19 protein-coding genes are annotated in these 19,133 nt (G+C 42.9%); 16 read left to right on the forward strand and 3 right to left on the reverse strand.

Annotation, left to right across the window (positions count from 1 at the left end; translation table 11 throughout):
- Positions 1 to 6: 6 nt before the first annotated feature.
- Positions 7 to 1,407, reverse strand: a complete 1,401-nt coding sequence (gene dnaA / locus CEX98_RS18365; RefSeq protein ID WP_099643464.1) for a chromosomal replication initiator protein DnaA — start codon at positions 1,405 to 1,407, stop codon at positions 7 to 9.
- Between the two features lie 608 nt (positions 1,408 to 2,015).
- Between dnaA and rpmH the strand changes: the two genes are divergently transcribed.
- The 7 genes from rpmH to CEX98_RS18400 all read left to right on the forward strand — a co-directional run bounded on the left by rpmH (position 2,016) and on the right by CEX98_RS18400 (position 6,757).
- Positions 2,016 to 2,150, forward strand: coding sequence for a 50S ribosomal protein L34 (rpmH, locus tag CEX98_RS18370; RefSeq protein ID WP_010376846.1), 135 nt, complete (start codon positions 2,016 to 2,018; stop codon positions 2,148 to 2,150).
- A 6-nt stretch (positions 2,151 to 2,156) separates the two neighbouring features.
- Positions 2,157 to 2,591 (forward strand): ribonuclease P protein component, encoded by a 435-nt coding sequence (rnpA, locus tag CEX98_RS18375; protein WP_099643465.1) that lies wholly within the window; start codon positions 2,157 to 2,159, stop codon positions 2,589 to 2,591.
- A gap of 173 nt (positions 2,592 to 2,764) precedes the next feature.
- Positions 2,765 to 3,067 carry a membrane protein insertion efficiency factor YidD gene (gene yidD / locus CEX98_RS18380; RefSeq protein WP_242441754.1) on the forward strand — a complete coding sequence of 101 codons (303 nt, stop codon included), beginning with the start codon at positions 2,765 to 2,767 and terminating at the stop codon, positions 3,065 to 3,067.
- Between the two features lie 8 nt (positions 3,068 to 3,075).
- Positions 3,076 to 4,710 (forward strand): membrane protein insertase YidC, encoded by a 1,635-nt coding sequence (gene yidC / locus CEX98_RS18385; protein WP_099643466.1) that lies wholly within the window; start codon positions 3,076 to 3,078, stop codon positions 4,708 to 4,710.
- Positions 4,711 to 4,872: 162 nt separating this feature from the next.
- Positions 4,873 to 5,544: a cytochrome c biogenesis protein CcdA gene (locus CEX98_RS18390; protein ID WP_099643467.1), complete on the forward strand. Its 672-nt coding sequence runs from the start codon at positions 4,873 to 4,875 to the stop codon at positions 5,542 to 5,544.
- Between the two features lie 17 nt (positions 5,545 to 5,561).
- Entirely contained in the window at positions 5,562 to 6,020 is a 459-nt protein-coding gene (locus tag CEX98_RS18395; RefSeq protein WP_099643468.1) for a TlpA family protein disulfide reductase, read from the forward strand.
- Positions 6,020 to 6,757 (forward strand): TlpA family protein disulfide reductase, encoded by a 738-nt coding sequence (locus CEX98_RS18400; protein WP_099643469.1) that lies wholly within the window; start codon positions 6,020 to 6,022, stop codon positions 6,755 to 6,757. The genes CEX98_RS18395 and CEX98_RS18400 overlap by 1 nt, the downstream gene beginning before the upstream one ends.
- A gap of 3 nt (positions 6,758 to 6,760) precedes the next feature.
- On the opposite strand, the gene CEX98_RS18405 is transcribed toward CEX98_RS18400, so the two are convergent.
- Entirely contained in the window at positions 6,761 to 8,941 is a 2,181-nt protein-coding gene (locus CEX98_RS18405; RefSeq protein WP_099643470.1) for a winged helix-turn-helix transcriptional regulator, read from the reverse strand.
- 217 nt (positions 8,942 to 9,158) lie between these two features.
- On the opposite strand from CEX98_RS18405, the gene mnmE reads away from it, so the two are divergent.
- Positions 9,159 to 10,523, forward strand: coding sequence for a tRNA uridine-5-carboxymethylaminomethyl(34) synthesis GTPase MnmE (mnmE, locus tag CEX98_RS18410; protein ID WP_099643471.1), 1,365 nt, complete (start codon positions 9,159 to 9,161; stop codon positions 10,521 to 10,523).
- A 115-nt stretch (positions 10,524 to 10,638) separates the two neighbouring features.
- Here mnmE and CEX98_RS18415 read toward each other — a convergent pair whose 3' ends face one another.
- Positions 10,639 to 10,944: a hypothetical protein gene (locus CEX98_RS18415; protein ID WP_099643472.1), complete on the reverse strand. Its 306-nt coding sequence runs from the start codon at positions 10,942 to 10,944 to the stop codon at positions 10,639 to 10,641.
- Between the two features lie 239 nt (positions 10,945 to 11,183).
- Between CEX98_RS18415 and CEX98_RS18420 the strand changes: the two genes are divergently transcribed.
- From CEX98_RS18420 to atpB, 8 genes are all read left to right on the forward strand, one after another.
- Positions 11,184 to 11,981 carry an isocitrate lyase/PEP mutase family protein gene (locus CEX98_RS18420; RefSeq protein ID WP_099643473.1) on the forward strand — a complete coding sequence of 266 codons (798 nt, stop codon included), beginning with the start codon at positions 11,184 to 11,186 and terminating at the stop codon, positions 11,979 to 11,981.
- Between the two features lie 409 nt (positions 11,982 to 12,390).
- Complete coding sequence (gene mioC, locus CEX98_RS18425; RefSeq protein WP_099643474.1) at positions 12,391 to 12,828, forward strand: FMN-binding protein MioC; 438 nt, start codon at positions 12,391 to 12,393, stop codon at positions 12,826 to 12,828.
- Between the two features lie 420 nt (positions 12,829 to 13,248).
- A complete protein-coding gene (gene mnmG / locus CEX98_RS18430) occupies positions 13,249 to 15,138 on the forward strand; it encodes a tRNA uridine-5-carboxymethylaminomethyl(34) synthesis enzyme MnmG (protein WP_099643475.1) in 1,890 nt (629 codons plus the stop codon).
- A 15-nt stretch (positions 15,139 to 15,153) separates the two neighbouring features.
- A complete protein-coding gene (rsmG, locus tag CEX98_RS18435; protein WP_099643476.1) occupies positions 15,154 to 15,774 on the forward strand; it encodes a 16S rRNA (guanine(527)-N(7))-methyltransferase RsmG in 621 nt (206 codons plus the stop codon).
- 14 nt (positions 15,775 to 15,788) lie between these two features.
- Entirely contained in the window at positions 15,789 to 16,574 is a 786-nt protein-coding gene (locus CEX98_RS18440; RefSeq protein WP_099643477.1) for a ParA family protein, read from the forward strand.
- A gap of 15 nt (positions 16,575 to 16,589) precedes the next feature.
- Positions 16,590 to 17,528, forward strand: coding sequence for a ParB/RepB/Spo0J family partition protein (locus CEX98_RS18445; protein WP_099643478.1), 939 nt, complete (start codon positions 16,590 to 16,592; stop codon positions 17,526 to 17,528).
- Positions 17,529 to 17,804: 276 nt separating this feature from the next.
- On the forward strand, positions 17,805 to 18,185 hold the full coding sequence (locus CEX98_RS18450) for an ATP synthase subunit I (RefSeq protein WP_099643479.1): 381 nt from the start codon (positions 17,805 to 17,807) through the stop codon (positions 18,183 to 18,185).
- Between the two features lie 15 nt (positions 18,186 to 18,200).
- The gene (gene atpB / locus CEX98_RS18455) at positions 18,201 to 19,058 is read left to right on the forward strand and encodes a F0F1 ATP synthase subunit A (protein WP_010376880.1); all 858 of its coding nucleotides are present in this window, start codon (positions 18,201 to 18,203) and stop codon (positions 19,056 to 19,058) included.
- Positions 19,059 to 19,133 lie beyond the last annotated feature (75 nt).

The following is a 19,133-nucleotide window of genomic DNA, read 5'->3' on the forward strand; positions in this document are numbered from 1 at the left end:
TAACCCTTAAGAAGACAGCGTTCTAATTAAGTTTTGATAATCTTCTTTTACTTCGTGACTCTCATCACGAAGCTCTTTTACTTTTCTACACGCGTGTAACACGGTGGTGTGATCGCGCCCACCAAAGGCATCGCCAATTTCAGGTAAGCTATGATTCGTCAGCTCTTTAGACAGTGCCATGGCAACTTGTCTGGGCCGTGCAACCGAGCGACTACGACGTTTAGATAATAAGTCAGAGACACGAATGCGATAATATTCCGCGACAGTACGCTGAATATTATCGATAGTCACAAGCTTATCTTGAAGCGCCAATAAGTCTCGCAGTGCCTCTTTAACGAAATCAATTGAAATAGGCCTTCCAGTGAAGTTTGCATTTGCAATTACCCGGTTTAATGCACCTTCCAACTCACGCACGTTTGAGCGAAGTTTCTTGGCAATAAAGAATGCAACTTCATGAGGTAAATTGATATTACTCTGCTGTGCCTTCTTCATTAAAATAGCTACTCGGGTTTCTAGCTCTGGTGGCTCAATCGCTATAGTTAACCCCCAACCAAAGCGCGACTTCAGTCGATCTTCTACCCCTTCAATTTCTTTTGGGTAGCGGTCAGAAGTTAAGATAATTTGCTGGTTACCTTCTAGCAGCGCATTAAAGGTATGAAAGAACTCTTCTTGCGAACGTTCTTTATTTGCGAAGAACTGAATATCATCAATCATCAGTGCGTCAACACTACGATAGTAACGTTTAAATTCTTCAATCGCGTTATTCTGTAATGCCTTAACCATATCTTGAACAAACCGCTCAGAATGCATGTACACAATTTTTGCATCTGGCTTTTGTTCAATAATGCCGTTCCCAACTGCGTGCAGTAAGTGTGTTTTACCTAAGCCAGTACCGCCATAAATAAATACTGGGTTAAACGCAGAACCTGGGTTGTCAGCAACTTGAGTTGCTGCCGCTTTGGCAAGCTGGTTAGATTTACCTTCAACAAAATTATCAAAGGTATAGTTTTCTTTAATGTTAGATTTATGAGCTGACTTAGGTGCCGGTTCGACTTTCTCGGCTACTCTGGGCTGTGCTCCTTGTATTGCAGATGCATGATCCGGAGCCTGACCAACCGCAGCGGCTTTTTCTTGAGAAAGATTAGGTTGCGCAGCCAATACGGGTTTACTCCCCACATCAAAACGCAACTCTGGGGCTTCGTCACCGCAAATTTCGATGAGCAGCTCATTAATACGATGGAGATACTTTTCTCGGACCCAATCCAATACAAAACGATTAGGCGCATAGATAGTTAGCGTATCATCAGTACTTTCTGCCTGCAGTGGTCTTACCCACATACTAAATTGCTGAGATGGCAATTCATCTTGCAAAACATATAAACAACTTTGCCAAACCGACAGATACACTCTGAACTCCAATAGGTTTTGATTCCCGGGAATATAAAACAGCGGTTTCAGATCTACTTATTGTGAGATCTAACCGAAGATCGCCGGAAATACTTATTTATTATTACAAAATCACTGGTGGAAGCGGGGTATTATGAAGTGATCTTATCCACAAGTTCAATATTGACATTTAGAAAAAGTAAGATCTCACCCGGTTAAAAAAACAAGCCCATGATATTAAAAGGTTTTTATTTTTTACCCACAAGTAAGATCATAGCAAAAAAATCCCCCGATCTCACCCCAAAATTAAGATCAAATTTAGTTTTCCAGAGCTTTTCCTATTCTTACTAAATGTTATAATGCCGGCCATCGGATCTGATCTATGCAGATCGATTTCGTACTGATCCTACTTTATATGGATCATCTATGTTTGCTCGATAGTTTTGCAGTTCCTTGTCTATATATAAGGAAGTCAAAATAGTATCTGTGGATTATTTAGCCACAGAGAACAGATTTTGATTGACTTTCGACGTGCTCAGCATTAATATCTCGCGCTCGCAATGGCACCTGTGCCAGGATCGCGACCTGCATAGGATGTTTTAACTTTTAACCGATCGGATGGAATTGTTATGAAAAGAACTTTTCAACCTAGCGTACTTAAACGCAAGCGCACTCACGGTTTCCGTGCTCGCATGGCGACTAAGAACGGTCGTAAAGTATTAGCACGTCGTCGTGCTAAAGGCCGTAAAGTACTTTCTGCTTAATATTTAGTGGAAGACTTTAGCTTTAGCAGGGAGTTACGTTTGTTAACTCCCTCGCATTACTCCCGCATATTTCAAGAGCCAGCTCGCGCTGCTACTCCTTATTTTACCCTACTTGCAAAACCCAATGATGTTGGTCATCCACGACTCGGCTTAACTGTAGCTAAAAAACGCTGCAAAAAAGCATGTCAACGTAACCGTATCAAACGCCTTGCAAGAGAAAGTTTTCGTTTGAACCGCCATAAGCTAGATAACATCGATATTGTCTTAATGGTCAAAACCGGTGTTGATGAACAGTCCAACGAAGAGCTGACAAAGCAACTGACTAAGATGTGGCGTAAAATAAATGAACGTTGCAAACCGGGTGCACCTAAACCACCGTTTAAACCAAGAACCCAGCAAAAGCGTTCAAAAAAGCCTCAGCCTAACGCGAAAAAGCAATAATCTCATTTTGCCTGCCCTTTTCTGGCGTATTTAAATCCAGCTAGCATAGTAATTTTACGCCAATTAAGGTAAGGTTAGCTCACCTTTTAATCAGCTATATCAATGGAAAAATATTCTGTTATTCCTGACCTAGGTTTACTCAGAACATTGAGGAAATTGGTATCTACAAAGCCATGAATTCAACTTCAGGGCGTAGCAAGATCAGAAATCAGTTCAAAGCAGTTTGTTCGCTTCCCAAGCACCTGCTTATTTTGCTGATCCGCGGTTATCAACAATGGATTAGCCCCCTACTTGGGCCTCATTGTCGTTTCAACCCGACCTGTTCTAGTTATGCAATTCAAGCAATTAATTTATATGGAATTGCAAAAGGGAGTTGGTTAGCGGTTAAACGCATATTAAAATGTCACCCTTTGAGTGCAGGTGGAGATGATCCTGTACCTGTGAAGTCAACTAAAGTTAAACAACACGAGAAATAAGAGCTGTTATGGAATCGCAACGCACGTTTTTATTTATCGGTTTGTTGCTGGTTTCGTTTTTATTGTTCCAAGAGTGGACACAAGAACAAAACCAACCACAAGCTGATACCAGTGCCGTCACTCAACAAGTGGCGAACTCAACCCCAACAGAAGAGCAAGCTGATGTACCAGCATCAAGCCAATCAGATGTCCCAGTTGTAGCAACTCAGGCAACACGTTCTGTCATTAGTATTACTACCGACGTACTTGCGGTAAAAATTGATACTAAGGGCGGTGACATCGTTGAAGCCAACTTACTACAACACGCAGAAACCCATGGCAGCGATAAGCCTTTCATGTTACTTGGTGAATTTGAAGGCAATCAATATATCTCGCAAAGTGGTTTAATCGGCCTAAATGGTCCTGATGCGAATAAATCTGGCCGCCCTGTATATGAGTCTGCACAGCAGCAATATGAGCTGAATGGCGATACATTACGTGTACCACTGACCTTTACCGATGAGAAAGGCGTGCAGTACACAAAAACCTATGTATTCAAAGCAGGCAAATATGATGTTGACTTAGAGTATCAAGTAAGCAATACCACGTCTGATCCGATCCAAGTGCAACTGTATACGCAAATCAAACGTACTCGCCAAGAAAAAGGCAGCATGGTTGATCAAACATACTTAGGTGCAGCCTACGGTACAGCTGACGAGCCGTATGAGAAATACAGCTTCTCAGACATGGCGGAAGCAAACCTTAATAAAAATACTCAAGGCGGCTACGTTGCTTTCCTACAGCACTATTTTGTAAGTGCGTGGGTGCCAGACCAGCAAACCAACAATACGATTTATACCGCACTTAGAAATGGTAACGGCTTAGTTGGTCTAAAAGGCGAGCCAATCAACGTTCAAGCTAATAGCGCAGCAACACTTCATGCTATTTATTACATGGGCCCGAAAGACACCGATGCACTTGAAGCAATTCAAGAAGACTTAGATCTAACCGTAGACTACGGCTGGTTATGGTTTATTTCACAACCGCTACTGACGCTACTAAAATTCCTTCACGGGATTTTAGGTAACTGGGGTCTGGCAATTATTGCTATCACTTTAATTGTGAAAACGGCGCTATACCCGCTAACTAAAGCGCAATACACCTCAATGGCTAAAATGCGTATGCTTCAGCCTAAGATGCAGGCATTAAAAGAGCGCTATGGCGATGACCGTCAGAAGTTCGGCCAAGCGATGATGGAAATGTACCGTAAGGAAAAAGTGAACCCAATGGGTGGCTGTTTCCCACTATTACTACAAATGCCAATCTTCCTAGCCCTGTTCTATGTATTCCTTGAATCGACAGAACTACGTCATGCTGAGTTTATGTTGTGGCTAACGGATCTATCATCTATGGACCCGTACTACGTACTACCGGTGCTATTTGGTGCAAGTATGTTCCTAACGCAAAAGCTACAGCCAATGACAGTGACAGATCCAATGCAACAAAAGATGATGACTTACATGCCTGTCGTGTTCTCAATCTTCTTTATTTGGTTCCCATCAGGCCTGGTACTTTACTGGCTGGTTTCAAACCTTATCTCTATCGCTCAGATGCTTATCATCTACCGCGGCATGGAGAAAAAAGGCATGAAAGTACGCGGTTAACGTATACCCAATATAATAAAAACGGCTCTCCTTTGAGCCGTTTTTTATGCCTTTAAAACAATAACTTGATAAAATTTGATAGCGATTTTATGACGATTTGATAGGTCAAATCTAAATTCTCCGTCATGCTCTTTTGCAGTGAAAAAATGCAAAGAGAAGACGATGTTTGAATCTACTTTACTACAAGCACTCTCCAGTGCAGAAGCTAGCTGGTGGTTGGTGCCTATTGCACTCTTAGTGGGTGTACTTACCAGCTTTACGCCTTGTGTATACCCCATACTGCCCATAACCGTTGCGACCTTGAGCCAACAGCGCCATATTCGTCTTGCCCCAATTTTGTATGCGCTAGGTTTTGCTATGGTGTACGCCGCCCTTGGATTTATTGCTGCGCTAACGGGTAGCTTCTTTGGTCAAGTAGCAACAAATCCTTGGGTGCTGCTAATTTTTGCCAATCTATTACTCTACTTTGCTGCGGTATCAAAAGGTTTAATCTCCCTACCACGCTTGCCAAATGCGATTTCAACAGGCTCGTCAGCGCCACTGCTAATGGGCATGGCCAGTGCCCTTGTTGCGGCTCCTTGTACATCTCCAGTTCTTGGCGGCTTATTACTTTTTGTTGCCAATACCCAGCAACCAGTCTTAGGAGGCGCCCTGTTGTTTAGTTTTGCGCTCGGTATGAGCACCCTATTGCTGATAGCAGGGCTTAGCACACGCTTTTTACATCAGTTACCAAAATCCGGGGCTTGGCTTAATCATATCACTACCGCAACCGCCCTTATTTTAGTTGCAATGGCGCAATATTTTCTTATTCAAGCTGGCAAAAGTTGGCTATAAAACGCAAAGGAACCACCATGAAAAAAATCATTTTTTATTCACTCTTTATCTTATTCAGCACGGCATCTGCTGCACAGGACTATCCCGCACTTACCGCTAATACCTTGGCAAACAATACAGTAACCAGCCAAGGTAAAGTCACTTACTTAAAGTTTTGGGCAACGTGGTGCTCCTACTGCGTGGAAGAAATGCCGCTGCTTGAGCAAAGCTTTCAACAAGCCAATAACCGATATCAGGTTATCGCCGTCAATATAGGCTTCAACCAGTCAGAAAAAGGCGTGCAAGCTTATCTTGATAAACATAATTACCAGTTTCCCACGGTATTTGATGGTAATGGCAAGATAACCCAGCAATTTCAAGTGCTAGGTACGCCACAACATATTCTTATTGATGAACACGGCAAAGAAATCTACCGCAGCGCATTATTTACGGATGAGCTACAGGAGCACCTGAGCGCACTTCAAGGAGCAAACTAATGTCACTAATCAAACTCATACTTCTACACATCGCAGTATTTCTCAGCTTGTCTACTCACGCCAACACACAAGAGTATGTGTTTATTAATATTTGGGATGAGTATGTACAGCCTACCACTCTGCCAACACCACTAGCACCAAGGAGATTGCTACAGCCCGATATAAATATTGATGAGGCAAGCTTAGCGCAGTTTAAAACGGCCTATCCAAGCTATACTGAGTTAACCATTGATAAGCACAACCAGTTAATGCAACGGTTTGTTGTGAGGCAAACACCTGTTCGAGTTATCGTTAAAGACGGCAAAGTTATCCAGCGTGAGTTGTTAACGACTACCACTACACCAAGCCAAGAGAAAGCAATCCGGATCCCGTTACACACACTCACCGGTACACCATTTTCAATAGTGCCTATAGATAGTGAATACAGAGTATTATTCTTCAGCGATAGCTTGTGCCCGTTTCAACATATTCCAGCTTGTGAAACAAGAATTAAGCAAAACAACCAGCTTGTTGACTCGAGTAGGTATCCGGTTGTTACCCTGATCAAACCCTTTTATGTGGACGAACAAAGTGCTCGAGACTACCAACGGCGCTTTCAGATAAAACACGATATTGTGTTCGATCACCACAACGAAGTATTTAGCCACTTTGATATTAGAGAGCTGCCTTACTGGGTGGTGCAAGACAAACAAGGTGACGTTATTTATCGCGGTAATCAGCCTCCCAACTTAGAATAGACGCTAGTTTATCGTCCATTTACTCTGACAATAGACGCTATAAGGGGCATCGATAAGTTCAGCAATAAAGCGCTTATCTATGTGGCTTTGTCGATGTAATTGCTGTAACTGTTGCTGCAACAACTGACTATTTTCAAGCCCAGCCAATTTATCTGAAAAGCGCTTTTGTAGCGCTTCTTCTTTTAACATATCAGCCGCAACAACACCGTAGAGCAACAAAAGATGTGAATTGGTATGTTGATGTGCAGTAATGATCTCAAGCGCTTGTTGGGGCTCATTGTTTAGCAAGTGGATATACATTTGCGTATAAAGCGCATAGGTCTCAACTTCTTGTAGCTGCAACGTTTGATAGTCCTGCATTGCCTCAGTCGTCAACTGCTTTGCCAATGCGAGCTTACCCGCTTTGATCCAGGTCCAACCAAGTAACAATTTAACATTGGCACGCGTCACCGAAGAAATATAGTCGCTGTTTAACAGCATTTGATATTGCGAAATTGCACTTTGCAGAGCATTCGTATCACCCGTTTGCAGCGCAATATCCATATGCGCCATGCCAATCAGTAATTGTTGTTGCTCATGGCTTGGAATAAAGCGCGGTTCAACCTTGACGCGATTTAAATAGTCTAGTGCTTTTTCCCCCTGATGCAGCTGAATATAGTAAAACCCCAAATAAGTGAGTATTTGCTTTTCTAAGTAGCGATAACCATGTTTTTGAGCCAAATCGAGGGCTTTTAGTAAACTAGGTTCACTTTCAACGACTGGCACTAAGTAATTTTGTCCATAAGCAAACAAAGCTTTTATCAGATTCATAGTCTGCCCTGTTTGCTCATAATAGCCAATGGCTTGCGCGAGCACAGGTTTACTCTTCTCTAGATTCAGTAAGGTTTTTTCTGCAGGACCGGCTGCTGGTGGGTTGGCGAGATAGAAACTCCGCTGCGCTTCGCTGTAGGCAAAAGAGCGACTGCCTATCAAAACATGTGCTGAGTTCATCGCGTGTTGATACTCATCCCAGCGTTGTAACACCCAAAAAGCATCTGCTTGGAGCTGATAGGCCATTGCAATTAACTCTACTTGCTGACTTTGCTCTGCCGCCTCAAGGGCTAATTGGGCTTGCTGCAATGCTCGTTGATGTAAGCCCTGTGCTTTAAAAAACTCCCCATAATAAAGGTGGTAACGAGCACGAGTCGCGATTGAGGCTGAACTTAGTGAAATCTGTTCGAATCGATGGGTAGCAGCATCAATATCACCAAGCTGCCAACAAATTTGCGCCAGCTCCAGCTGGCTTTCAAGATGTTCTGGCATTTGTGCCACAGCCGCCTCAAAATATGCCTTTGCCAGTTCAGGACCTTGCTCATTGAGCGCTTGGACGCCGCGGTAATAATCATTCATTGCTAAATTTAATGCGGACTTTTCATTGGTTTTATCGTTATCTCCTAGCGCTAACTGAGTAACGATCTGTGTCGCTATTGCTTCAAAGCTTTCATCTAGCTGTTCAACAATCAACTCTGTGTGTTTATCCCCATAAGCTACGCTGAGTATAAAGCGCTGTTGGATAGGCTTTAACGAAAGCGTAAGTTTGTTCACCGCGTTATTATTTAAAAGCTCGGGATACTGACTTCGCGGTACTAACTGATAACTGCTCTGTAAATACTCTCTTAATGCTGCTTCAAGCGCATAGCCCCACCAAGCATTGGCTTGCACACCCGTTTCATTCACCATAGGGGCAATAATTAAGGTTTCTCGTTCAACTTGTACTTGGGTAGCAACCGATGAAGAGCCTGACATTAGATAAAAGCTTACTGCCGCTCCCCCTAACGCGATTGCACCAACAACCAGCATCGCTTTCATTGTTGTTGTGAGTTTGAATGTGGTAAGCGTGCGGCTCTCAACAGGACAAATCCACTGATAACCCTGCTGTGGTATGGTTTTAATAAAGGTGGGCTGCTGGGCATTGTCTTTTAGGGCTTGTCTTAGCTCAGTGATACTCTGTGTTAGTGCGGCTTCTCTAAACTCACCGTGTTGCCACAACGTACTGAGCAATGTTTCACGTGTAACAATTTGATTTGGATGGGCTAAAAAGTATGCCAGTAGCTGAGCCACTTTTGGTCTAAGCGACACTTGTTCGCCATCACAATACAAACATGAGGCAGCAGGATCGAAGCAATATTGAAGAAAGTACAGCACAGCGTTTATTTTCCCTTATACAAGCTTTTCTACTAGTCACTACACCAGTAAAAACTGTATCCGTATTATACCTGACAAAAACGCATAACCGTATCGCTAGGGTTATAAAGCGATTAAAACATCAGCAAGACCCTGCGATATTATCCACCAGCTATACCTGAGATCTGTCAATTGCTGTACAATTATGGCTATTAACCAGACAGTCTAAAGAGTCATCATGATCGCACAAGACACCATAGCCGCACAGGCTACCGCACCAGGTCGCGGTGGCGTTGGTATTATTCGAGTATCAGGTAGTAAAGCCAAAGAGGTCGCTGAGCAAATATTAGGCAAATGTCCAAAAACTCGCTATGCCGAGTACCTGCCGTTCAACACGCTTGCAGGTGAGCAGTTAGACCAAGGTATAGCCCTGTTCTTCCAAGGTCCTAACTCATTCACCGGAGAAGATGTACTTGAGCTACAAGGCCATGGTGGTCCCGTGGTGCTGGATATGCTGCTAAAGGAGATCAGTCAAATCGATCAAGTACGATTAGCAAAACCTGGTGAGTTCTCAGAACGTGCTTTTATGAACGACAAGTTAGACTTGACGCAAGCAGAGGCCATAGCTGATTTGATCAATGCTACCAGTGAACAAGCAGCGAAAAGTGCCCTACACTCTTTGCAAGGTGACTTCTCTAAACATATCAATGCATTGGTAGAAAAAGTAATCCACCTTCGTATGTATGTAGAGGCCGCGATTGATTTTCCCGATGAAGAAATTGATTTCCTATCAGACGGCAAAGTCGCGGGAGATCTAGAGGCAATTATTCAACAACTTACAGAAGTGCGTAAACAAGCTAAGCAAGGCAGTATTATGCGTGAGGGCATGCGCGTGGTTATTGCTGGTCGCCCTAATGCTGGTAAATCGTCGCTACTCAATGCCCTAGCTGGCCGTGAAGCCGCGATTGTTACAGACATCGCAGGTACAACACGAGACGTACTACGTGAGCATATTCATATTGATGGTATGCCGCTACATATCATCGACACTGCTGGACTTCGTGATAGTCCAGATAAAGTAGAGCAAATAGGTATCGAGCGCGCATGGGACGAGATCCGCGGTGCCGATCACGTACTATTTATGGTGGATGGCACCGAAACCCACGAAACCGATCCTGCGAAGATCTGGCCTGACTTTATCGAGCAGCTACCGCAAGGCATGGAAATCACAGTGATCCGCAACAAAGTCGACTTAAGCGGTGAAACCGTTGGTACAACAACGAGTGAAGGCCATACCCTTATTCGCCTAAGTGCCAAAGATATTCAAGGCATTGATTTATTGAGGGAACACCTAAAAGCCTGTATTGGATTTACTGGTGCAACCGAAGGTGGCTTTATGGCTCGACGTCGTCACTTAGACGCCCTAGAGCGCGCCGCAGAACACCTAGAAATTGGCCAAACTCAGCTAGAAATGCATATTGCCGGTGAAATTTTGGCAGAAGAGCTACGCCTTACCCAGCAATATCTCAATGAGATCACCGGTGAATTCACCTCTGATGACTTGCTAGGCAAAATCTTTAGCTCGTTTTGTATCGGTAAATAGCAACACTCTCAAGTAAGTCATACGCCCGAATATCGGGCGTAATACAACCCGTTAATCAGGCTAGTAGAGTGAAACACAGTACTGAAATGCGGTAACCTCAAAACAGCGGGTTCAGCTACACATTAGCATCCTCTGCTTGCAGCTCTTTTAACCTGTCGATATCTATTTGACAGTCCTGCTTTGCTTTTTTCTGTTGATCGGGTGTCATATCATCCCAATGAATATAACCACCGTGTGTGTATGGTGCATTGTATAAATAGTTGGCGAATTTTTTGTTGGCAGTACCAGAGATTAATCCTCTTACAGAACCCTGTTTATCAGCAACCCACAGTGCAACGCGTTTAAATTCCAACTCTCCAGATGCATCAATACGAAATGAGTACCAACCTTCAGCAGCACTAATGTGCAGTTCCTTATCCATGTATTACCTTTTGTAGTTCCTTAGAATCGATACTATTATTTCGAATTCATATAACTAGGTCAACATCAAACTTATCTTTAAGTTATTGATAAGTATTAATAAAAAGTAACAGTTAGCAAACTTATAAAAAGGATCTGAGCGATAACCGTAAACCTTACAAATCACGTTAAGTGCTAAATCTGGCCAGTCCAATATCCGTACACTACGTATCCTAAGCGCTTCAAATTAGGAGAAATAAAATGGCTTTATCTAAAACTTTTAACACATTACACCAACAATCAACCCCGCTTTTTATAGCTAACTGCTGGGATCCATTATCGGCGCTTATCATAGAACAGGCTGGTGGCCAGGCCGTTGCGACAACAAGCTGGGGCATGTCTAATCATCAGGGCTACAAAGATGGAGAACAACTCACATTTGATCATGTACTACAAACCGTAAGTGCCATCTTGAAGGTCATTACTATTCCATTAAGTGTTGATATAGAGGCAGGTTACAGCACAGATCAGGATCAGATCATCCAGCATATTTTAAAATTAGCTGAACTCGGCGTTGCCGGTATCAACATTGAAGATAAGCCGAGCGCTCAGAGCAGCTTGCGCGGTATAGAGGCACATCAAGCCTTATTACAGGCAATCAAACAAGCTTTACGTCATGGCGGTTTCGAGCACTTTTTTATCAATGCCCGTTGCGATCTTTGCTTACAACCACAGTGGACAGAAGCGGCGCTGTATGAACGTGCGCTCGCCTATCAAGAAGCGGGTTGTGATGGTTTTTTTATTCCCGGTTTAACCGAGCATACAACAATAAAACGCCTAACATCCCTGCTTTTAATCCCAGTCAATGTAATGCTGTTACCCGGATTTAATGATAAACAGATGCTAATAGAGTTAGGAGTTAAACGTATCTCTACGGGTAATGCGCTTAGCGATCATGTGATAGCACAGCAAGAGTCAGCCACTAAAAAACTGCTTGAAGAAAGCGCGGTAGACTTCTTATTTGAACAATCTGTCAGCACAGCTTGGTTGTCAAACTAAATAAATCCTGAGATCTGACGGTTTTTTTAGATTCTTTTATTATATGGATCTAACAATATAGATCTAAAAGCCTAGATCGAATCTGGGCTTTTAGATCGTTATCCACAAACAATCATCCACAAGCCATAATTTATTCTTCAAATCCGCCTTTATAAGTGGCTTCATCGTCAAAAACAGCTTATACAAGATCCGGTTAAGCTCAGCTATCCCAAAGATTATCCACAACAAGATCACCGCTTTAAACCAAAGAATATTTTATTTTATTTATATTTTTCATATAGATATACATAAAACTTAGATTTTAGCCACTATTTGTACAAAATTTTTTATCCAATAACTTCTCTGCCCTCTTTACATATTCACGTTAAACGCTAAGATGGCGCGCATTACAGACTTAGGTAAGGTAGCAATGCAAACTTTAGATCTTATTGTTGGCAGTCAAATGGGATCGGCGGAATATGTCGCTGAGCAACTTGTAGAGTCTCTAGAATCTCAAGGGATTTCAGTGAACTTGCATGAACAACCTGAACTTGAAGCTTGCCAACAAGCCTTATGGCTGGTGGTAACATCAACCTATGGTGCAGGTGACTACCCAGAAAACCTATTGCCTTTTATAGCAGCCCTTAATGATAAGTCTGATCTGAGTGATCTGCGCTTTGCTGTGATCGGAATTGGTGACTCAAGTTATGACACTTTTAATCATGCGGCCTTGAATTTAGCTGAGTTATTAAAAGAAAAGGGTGCCACGCTTTTACTAGAAGTTGCAAAAATTGACGTTTTACAACCCGATCTACCTGAAGATACCGCTGTTGCTTGGTTACCTAAGTTTATCGAATGCATCGCCTAGTCGCGCGATCAGAAGTACACAGAAGTTATTCACAAATTTAGTCTATTTTAGATCGCATTGTGGATAACCTCTGATCTAACTGCAGATCTAAGGTTACTTATCCATTGGATAAAATTAGTCGGATCTCCCCCTGTGAATAACTAGGGTAGTTGATCAAAGGTTTTGCGCCTGTTGATCCGATCTAATTCACATCAATTGATCTTAGTTAACCAGTTGGATCTAAACAGGAATACAAAACTATTCACAGATCTAAGGATCAGTAGTAGTAAGATCAATAAGATCTTTAAAAAGATCTTTATATATATTAAGAGATCTCTTTTTTGCGTTGTGCAAAGTTTAACCATTTCACTTCTGGTTAATTCTAGGTAGAATACGCATCCTTTCTAAATTTGCTCGGTTGTTTTAAGTAGGATCCCGTAAATGATTTATCATGAACATTTTGATGTCATCGTTGTTGGTGGTGGACACGCAGGCACAGAAGCTGCACTTGCAGCAGCACGTATGGGTATGAATACCTTATTGTTAACACACAATATGGATACGTTAGGCCAAATGTCGTGTAACCCTGCTATTGGTGGGATTGGTAAAGGTCATTTGGTTAAAGAGATCGATGCACTTGGTGGTGCAATGGCTAAAGCAATCGACAAAGGTGGGATCCAATTTCGTACACTTAATTCGTCGAAAGGCCCTGCGGTACGAGCAACTCGTGCGCAAGCCGATCGTGCACTGTATAAAGCGGCGATCCAAGATATTCTTCAGCACCAAGAAAACTTAAAGATCTTCCAGCAGTCTTGTGATGATCTTATTGTTGAAGGCGATCAAGTTAAAGGTGTGGTTACACAAATGGGCTTGCGCTTCAGTGCCAATGCAGTAGTGCTAACGGTAGGCACTTTCTTGGGTGGCCAAATCCATATTGGGTTAGAAAACTTCAAAGGGGGTCGTGCTGGTGATCCACCTTCAATCGCTCTTGCTGAGCGTCTACGTGAGATGCCTTTTCGTGTTGACCGTCTAAAAACGGGTACTCCACCACGTATTGATGCACGTACAGTTGATTTCTCTGTGATGCAAGAACAACCAGGTGATACACCAACTCCAGTTTTCTCATTTATGGGTAAAGTAACGGATCATCCAAAGCAGATCCCTTGTTATATTACTTATACAAATGAAAAAACTCACGATGTGATCCGCAATAATTTACATCGCTCGCCTATGTATGCTGGCGTTATTGAAGGTATTGGTCCACGTTACTGCCCTTCAATTGAAGATAAAATCGTACGCTTTGCCGATAAAGAAAAGCACCAGATCTTTGTTGAGCCTGAAGGTCTTACTTCATATGAACTATATCCAAATGGTATCTCCACCAGCTTACCATTTGATATTCAATTAGAGATTGTCCGCTCTATTCAAGGCTTTGAGAATGCCCATATTTGTCGTCCAGGTTACGCCATTGAATATGATTTCTTCGATCCTCGTGATCTCAAGCAATCATTAGAAACTAAATTTATCAACGGATTATTCTTCGCAGGTCAAATTAACGGTACGACTGGATATGAAGAAGCTGGTGCCCAAGGTTTGATTGCAGGTATGAACGCCGCACTTCAAGTACAGGGCCGAGAAGCATGGACACCACGCCGTGACGAGGCTTATGCTGGCGTATTAATTGATGATTTAGCAACTTTAGGTACAAAAGAACCGTACCGTATGTTTACCTCTCGTGCTGAGTATCGCTTGTTATTACGTGAAGACAATGCTGATTTACGATTAACTGAAAAAGGTCGTGAACTTGGACTGGTTGACGATGAGCGCTGGGCTGCATACAACGAAAAGCTTGAAGTAATGGAACAAGAAGCACAGCGTTTACGCAATACTTGGATCCACAAAGATCACCCTGCACTTGAAGCGGTAAATGGCTTATTGAAAAAGCCATTGGTTCGTGAAGCAAGTCTTGAGGATCTGATCCGTCGCCCTGAGGTGAATTATCATGATCTAATGGCGATTGAAGGGTTAGGATCGGAGTTTGACAATATTCCTGCTCTTGAGCAAGTTGAGATCCAAACCAAGTACGCCGGCTACATTGCTCGTCAACAAGATGAGATCAATAAGCAACTGCGTCATGAAGAAACGGTACTACCTGCTGAGTTTGATTATAGTCAAGTGAGTGGCCTGTCTAACGAAGTCGTCGCGAAGCTGTCAGACACTCGTCCACAAACGATTGGCCAAGCTTCTCGCATTTCTGGTATCACCCCTGCTGCTATTTCGCTATTATTAGTGTATCTGAAAAAGCAAGGGCTATTGCGTAAGTCGGCGTAATAGCAGTGGAACACTGTGTTATTAGAACAATTGAATGAATTACTCGCTGAAACCTCTATAGAGCTAAGCGAACAACAAAAGCAGCAGCTGGTTGACTATGTCCAGCTGCTGGATAAATGGAATAAAGCCTACAATCTCACTTCTGTTCGAGACCCCAAAGAAATGATGGTCAAACACATCATGGATTCTTTGGTCGTTGCACCGCATTTAACGGGTAGCAATTATATTGATGTTGGCACAGGCCCAGGCTTGCCTGGGATGGTATTAGCGATTGCTAGACCGGACATCAATTTTGTCTTGCTTGATAGCCTCGGTAAAAGAGTCAGATTTTTAATGCAAGTAAAACATGGTCTTGGCATTGAAAATGTCACACCGGTACAGTCTCGTGTTGAAGAATATCAACCAAGTGTTAAATTAGACGGTGTACTCAGCCGTGCTTTTGCATCACTACAAGATATGATCCAGTGGTGTTCACATTTAATCGATAACCAAGGTGTATTCTTAGCACTAAAGGGGCAATACCCTGCGGATGAGCTAGAAGATCTACCAAACGGCGTGAGTTTATCGCAAGATATTAGTCTAGTGGTGCCAAAACTTGAAGGTGAGCGCCATTTAATCATTCTTTCTAAAGATTAATTGTCGAGGACAATGTGGCAAGAGTCATTGCAATAGCAAACCAAAAAGGTGGTGTTGGTAAAACAACCACTGCGGTGAATTTAGCCGCGTCCATGGCGGCGACTAAACGTAAGGTACTGTTGATCGATTTGGATCCCCAAGGAAACGCAACAATGGGGAGCGGTGTTGATAAATACGGCGATGTGGCAACGGTATATGATCTGTTGATCGAAGAGTCTCCAATGGATCAGGTGATCACAACAGAAACCAGCGGTGAATATCATTTAATTGCAGCAAATGGTGATGTTACCGCGGCGGAAGTAAAATTAATGGAGCTATTTGCGCGAGAAGTAAGATTGCGCAATGCGTTAGAAGCAGTTAAAGATAAGTATGAATACATTTTTATTGACTGCCCCCCTTCCCTCAATATGCTTACGGTAAATGCCATGGCTGCTGCCGATGCCGTTTTAGTGCCAATGCAGTGTGAGTATTATGCACTCGAAGGGTTAACAGCCTTGATGGATACCATTACCCAATTGGGCAAATTGGTGAACCCAGGATTGCAAATTGAAGGCATTTTGCGCACTATGTACGACCCGCGTAACCGCCTAGCTAACGATGTATCTGAGCAGTTAAAACAACACTTTGGCGATAAAGTGTACCGTACTGTGATCCCTCGTAATGTGCGATTGGCGGAGGCGCCAAGTTTTGGAGCGCCTGCGATGTATTATGATAGAGCGTCTAGCGGTGCGAAAGCTTATCTTGCCTTAGCGGGTGAAATGCTAAGACGCAAAGAAAAGCAAGCGGCTGCTGTTGCCTAAGAGGATAAAAAGAACATGTCGGTTAAAAAACGTGGTTTAGGTCGAGGGTTGGATGCCCTACTGAGTTCTGCTAAACCTAATCCAAGTGCTGCGGCACCTGCACCCAGTCAAGAAGAGAACTTAGCTCCTGTTACTGATAAGCCAGCAGAACCTGCTGTTGAACAAGAGTTGCAGCGGTTACCGATTGAGTGGCTTAAGCCTGGTAAGTACCAGCCGCGTAAAGATATGTCTGAACAAGCGCTGGAAGAATTGGCAAGTTCGATCCGCTCTCAAGGAATTTTACAACCGATTGTGGTGCGTAAAGTCGCCGCGCAGAGTTTTGAAATTATTGCCGGTGAAAGGCGCTGGCGTGCGGCTCAATTGGCCAAGCAAGAGACCGTTCCATGTTTAATTAAAGACGTGCCGGATGAAGCTGCTGTTGCAATAGCCTTAATTGAAAACATTCAGCGTGAAGACCTTAATGCAATGGAAGAAGCGATTGCGTTAGATCGGCTGCTAAATGAATTCGAGCTAACACATCAGCAAGTTGCGGATGCGGTGGGGAAATCGCGTACAACGGTAACCAATTTACTTCGCCTCAACAACCTCAATGATGATGTAAAAATCTTGTTGGAGCATGGTGATATTGAAATGGGTCATGCTCGTTGTTTACTTGCACTAAGTGGTGAAGCACAGTCAGAAGCGGCTAGAACGGCGGTTGCAAAAGGACTAACTGTGCGCGAGACCGAGAAGCTCGTTCGCTCAATATTGGAACCGGTTGAAAAGAAAGAAGCCAAGCAAAAAGATCCGGATGTGCAGCTGCTAGAACAACAATTGCAAGAAAACCTTGGCGCAAAAGTAGAAATAAACTACAACCAAAAAGGCAAAGGTAAGCTAGTCATTTCTTACGCTAGCTTAGATGAATTGGACGGTATTTTAGGCCGGATCAATCCTGAGATGAATGAAGCCGAATAGGTGATGGTTTAGTGTGGTGTGCTTGCTCACACCACACTGCACACTATCGCTACAGATACATTTCAAATGAGCAGAAACCCAGAGGACATTGTTGTAAAAATAACCACTCTTGCATTGGCGCTAATTTTACCTATCTTACTTAACAAAAATCGACCAATTTAGCGTCCAAAAAACGTCACATTTCACCTCGTCAAGTTGCAAATTAAGCAGAAACAAGTATAATTTCGCCAGTTTTCATACCCTGATAAAATTTAACGTCATTAAGGTTAATATAAAGTGACTCATTCGTTAGCCCGCCCGTATCGGCGAGCCGCATTAAAAGGTGTTTTGATTCAGGGTATCGTAGCATTAGTCGCTGCAGTAATCGTTTTTATGGGTTGGGGAGTACAAGCCGGAGTTTCAGCGTTAGCTGGCGGTGCGGTGTTGGTACTCCCTAATTTTGTATTTGCCGCTTATGCCTTTAGATTTATGGGTGCAAGCAAAGCAAATCAAGTATATTCCTCGATAAAACGAGGAAATGGATTAAAATTTTTGCTAACTGTTGTGCTCTTTGCACTGATTTTTAAGCATTTTTCAGTAATGATGCTGCCTTTTTTTGGCGCTTATATGCTCGTGATGCTAACACAATGGTTGGTCCTGATTTTTTTTAATCATTAACTTTTGGGATAAAACATGGCTGCAGAAGAAGTTACTCTATCAAGCCATATTCAGCACCACTTGACCAATGCCAAGATGTGCTCGACCGATGCCGGTCTTGCCTTCAACAAAGCATGTGCGGATAGTGGTTTCTGGACATGGCATGTAGATACCCTCGCATGGTCAATCGGTTTAGGTCTGATATTTTTATGGATCTTCCGAAGTGCCGCTAAAAAATCCACTATAGGTGTTCCTGGTAAATTCCAGTGCTTTATCGAAATGGTAGTTGAGTTCGTTGGTGCCAACGTTCGTGACACTTATCACGGTAACAGCAAGTTAGTTGCACCTTTAGCCCTAACGATCTTCGTTTGGGTATTCCTAATGAACTTGATGGACTTAGTTCCTGTTGACTTCCTACCTGCATTCGCTGGCTTTGTTGGTGAACAAGCATTTGGTATGGACTCACACGATGTGTACATGAAGATTGTACCTACAACAGACTTAAACATGACAGCTGCGCTGGCGCTAGGTGTGTTTATTCTGATGATCGGTTATTCAATCAAAATCAAAGGCATCGGTGGCTTTATTGCAGAATTAACATTGCACCCATTTAGCTCTAAAAACAAACTAATGATGGCAGTGTTGATCCCGTTTAACTTGTTACTTGAAACCATCGCGCTGGTTGCTAAGCCGTTCTCGCTAGCACTACGTTTGTTCGGTAACTTGTACGCTGGTGAGATGATTTTCATCCTTATCGGTGCAATTGGTTTGATGCAGTTACCACTGCACTTCGTGTGGGCAGTATTCCACATTATGGTAATCGTACTGCAAGCATTTGTATTTATGATGCTGACAATCGTTTACCTCAGCATGGCTAGTACAGAAAGTCACTAATCAGCTGAACAGTAAAGATTTTTTATACTTAAATTTAAACTTAAACTTTAATTTACTATTGAAACTTTGGAGATA

It is taken from the genome of Pseudoalteromonas piscicida, from assembly GCF_002744175.1.
GTDB classification, from domain to species: domain Bacteria; phylum Pseudomonadota; class Gammaproteobacteria; order Enterobacterales; family Alteromonadaceae; genus Pseudoalteromonas; species Pseudoalteromonas piscicida_B.

Coding starts and splice junctions, on each gene's coding strand:
- rpmH (WP_010376846.1), top strand. CDS start 2,016: ATGAAAAGAACTTTTCAACCTAGCGTACTTAAACGCAAGCGCACTCAC.
- yidD (WP_242441754.1), top strand. CDS start 2,765: ATGAATTCAACTTCAGGGCGTAGCAAGATCAGAAATCAGTTCAAAGCA.
- yidC (WP_099643466.1), top strand. CDS start 3,076: ATGGAATCGCAACGCACGTTTTTATTTATCGGTTTGTTGCTGGTTTCG.
- CEX98_RS18390 (WP_099643467.1), top strand. CDS start 4,873: ATGTTTGAATCTACTTTACTACAAGCACTCTCCAGTGCAGAAGCTAGC.
- CEX98_RS18395 (WP_099643468.1), top strand. CDS start 5,562: ATGAAAAAAATCATTTTTTATTCACTCTTTATCTTATTCAGCACGGCA.
- CEX98_RS18400 (WP_099643469.1), top strand. CDS start 6,020: ATGTCACTAATCAAACTCATACTTCTACACATCGCAGTATTTCTCAGC.
- mnmE (WP_099643471.1), top strand. CDS start 9,159: ATGATCGCACAAGACACCATAGCCGCACAGGCTACCGCACCAGGTCGC.
- CEX98_RS18415 (WP_099643472.1), bottom strand. CDS start 10,944: ATGGATAAGGAACTGCACATTAGTGCTGCTGAAGGTTGGTACTCATTT.
- CEX98_RS18420 (WP_099643473.1), top strand. CDS start 11,184: ATGGCTTTATCTAAAACTTTTAACACATTACACCAACAATCAACCCCG.
- mioC (WP_099643474.1), top strand. CDS start 12,391: ATGCAAACTTTAGATCTTATTGTTGGCAGTCAAATGGGATCGGCGGAA.
- mnmG (WP_099643475.1), top strand. CDS start 13,249: ATGATTTATCATGAACATTTTGATGTCATCGTTGTTGGTGGTGGACAC.
- CEX98_RS18445 (WP_099643478.1), top strand. CDS start 16,590: ATGTCGGTTAAAAAACGTGGTTTAGGTCGAGGGTTGGATGCCCTACTG.
- atpB (WP_010376880.1), top strand. CDS start 18,201: ATGGCTGCAGAAGAAGTTACTCTATCAAGCCATATTCAGCACCACTTG.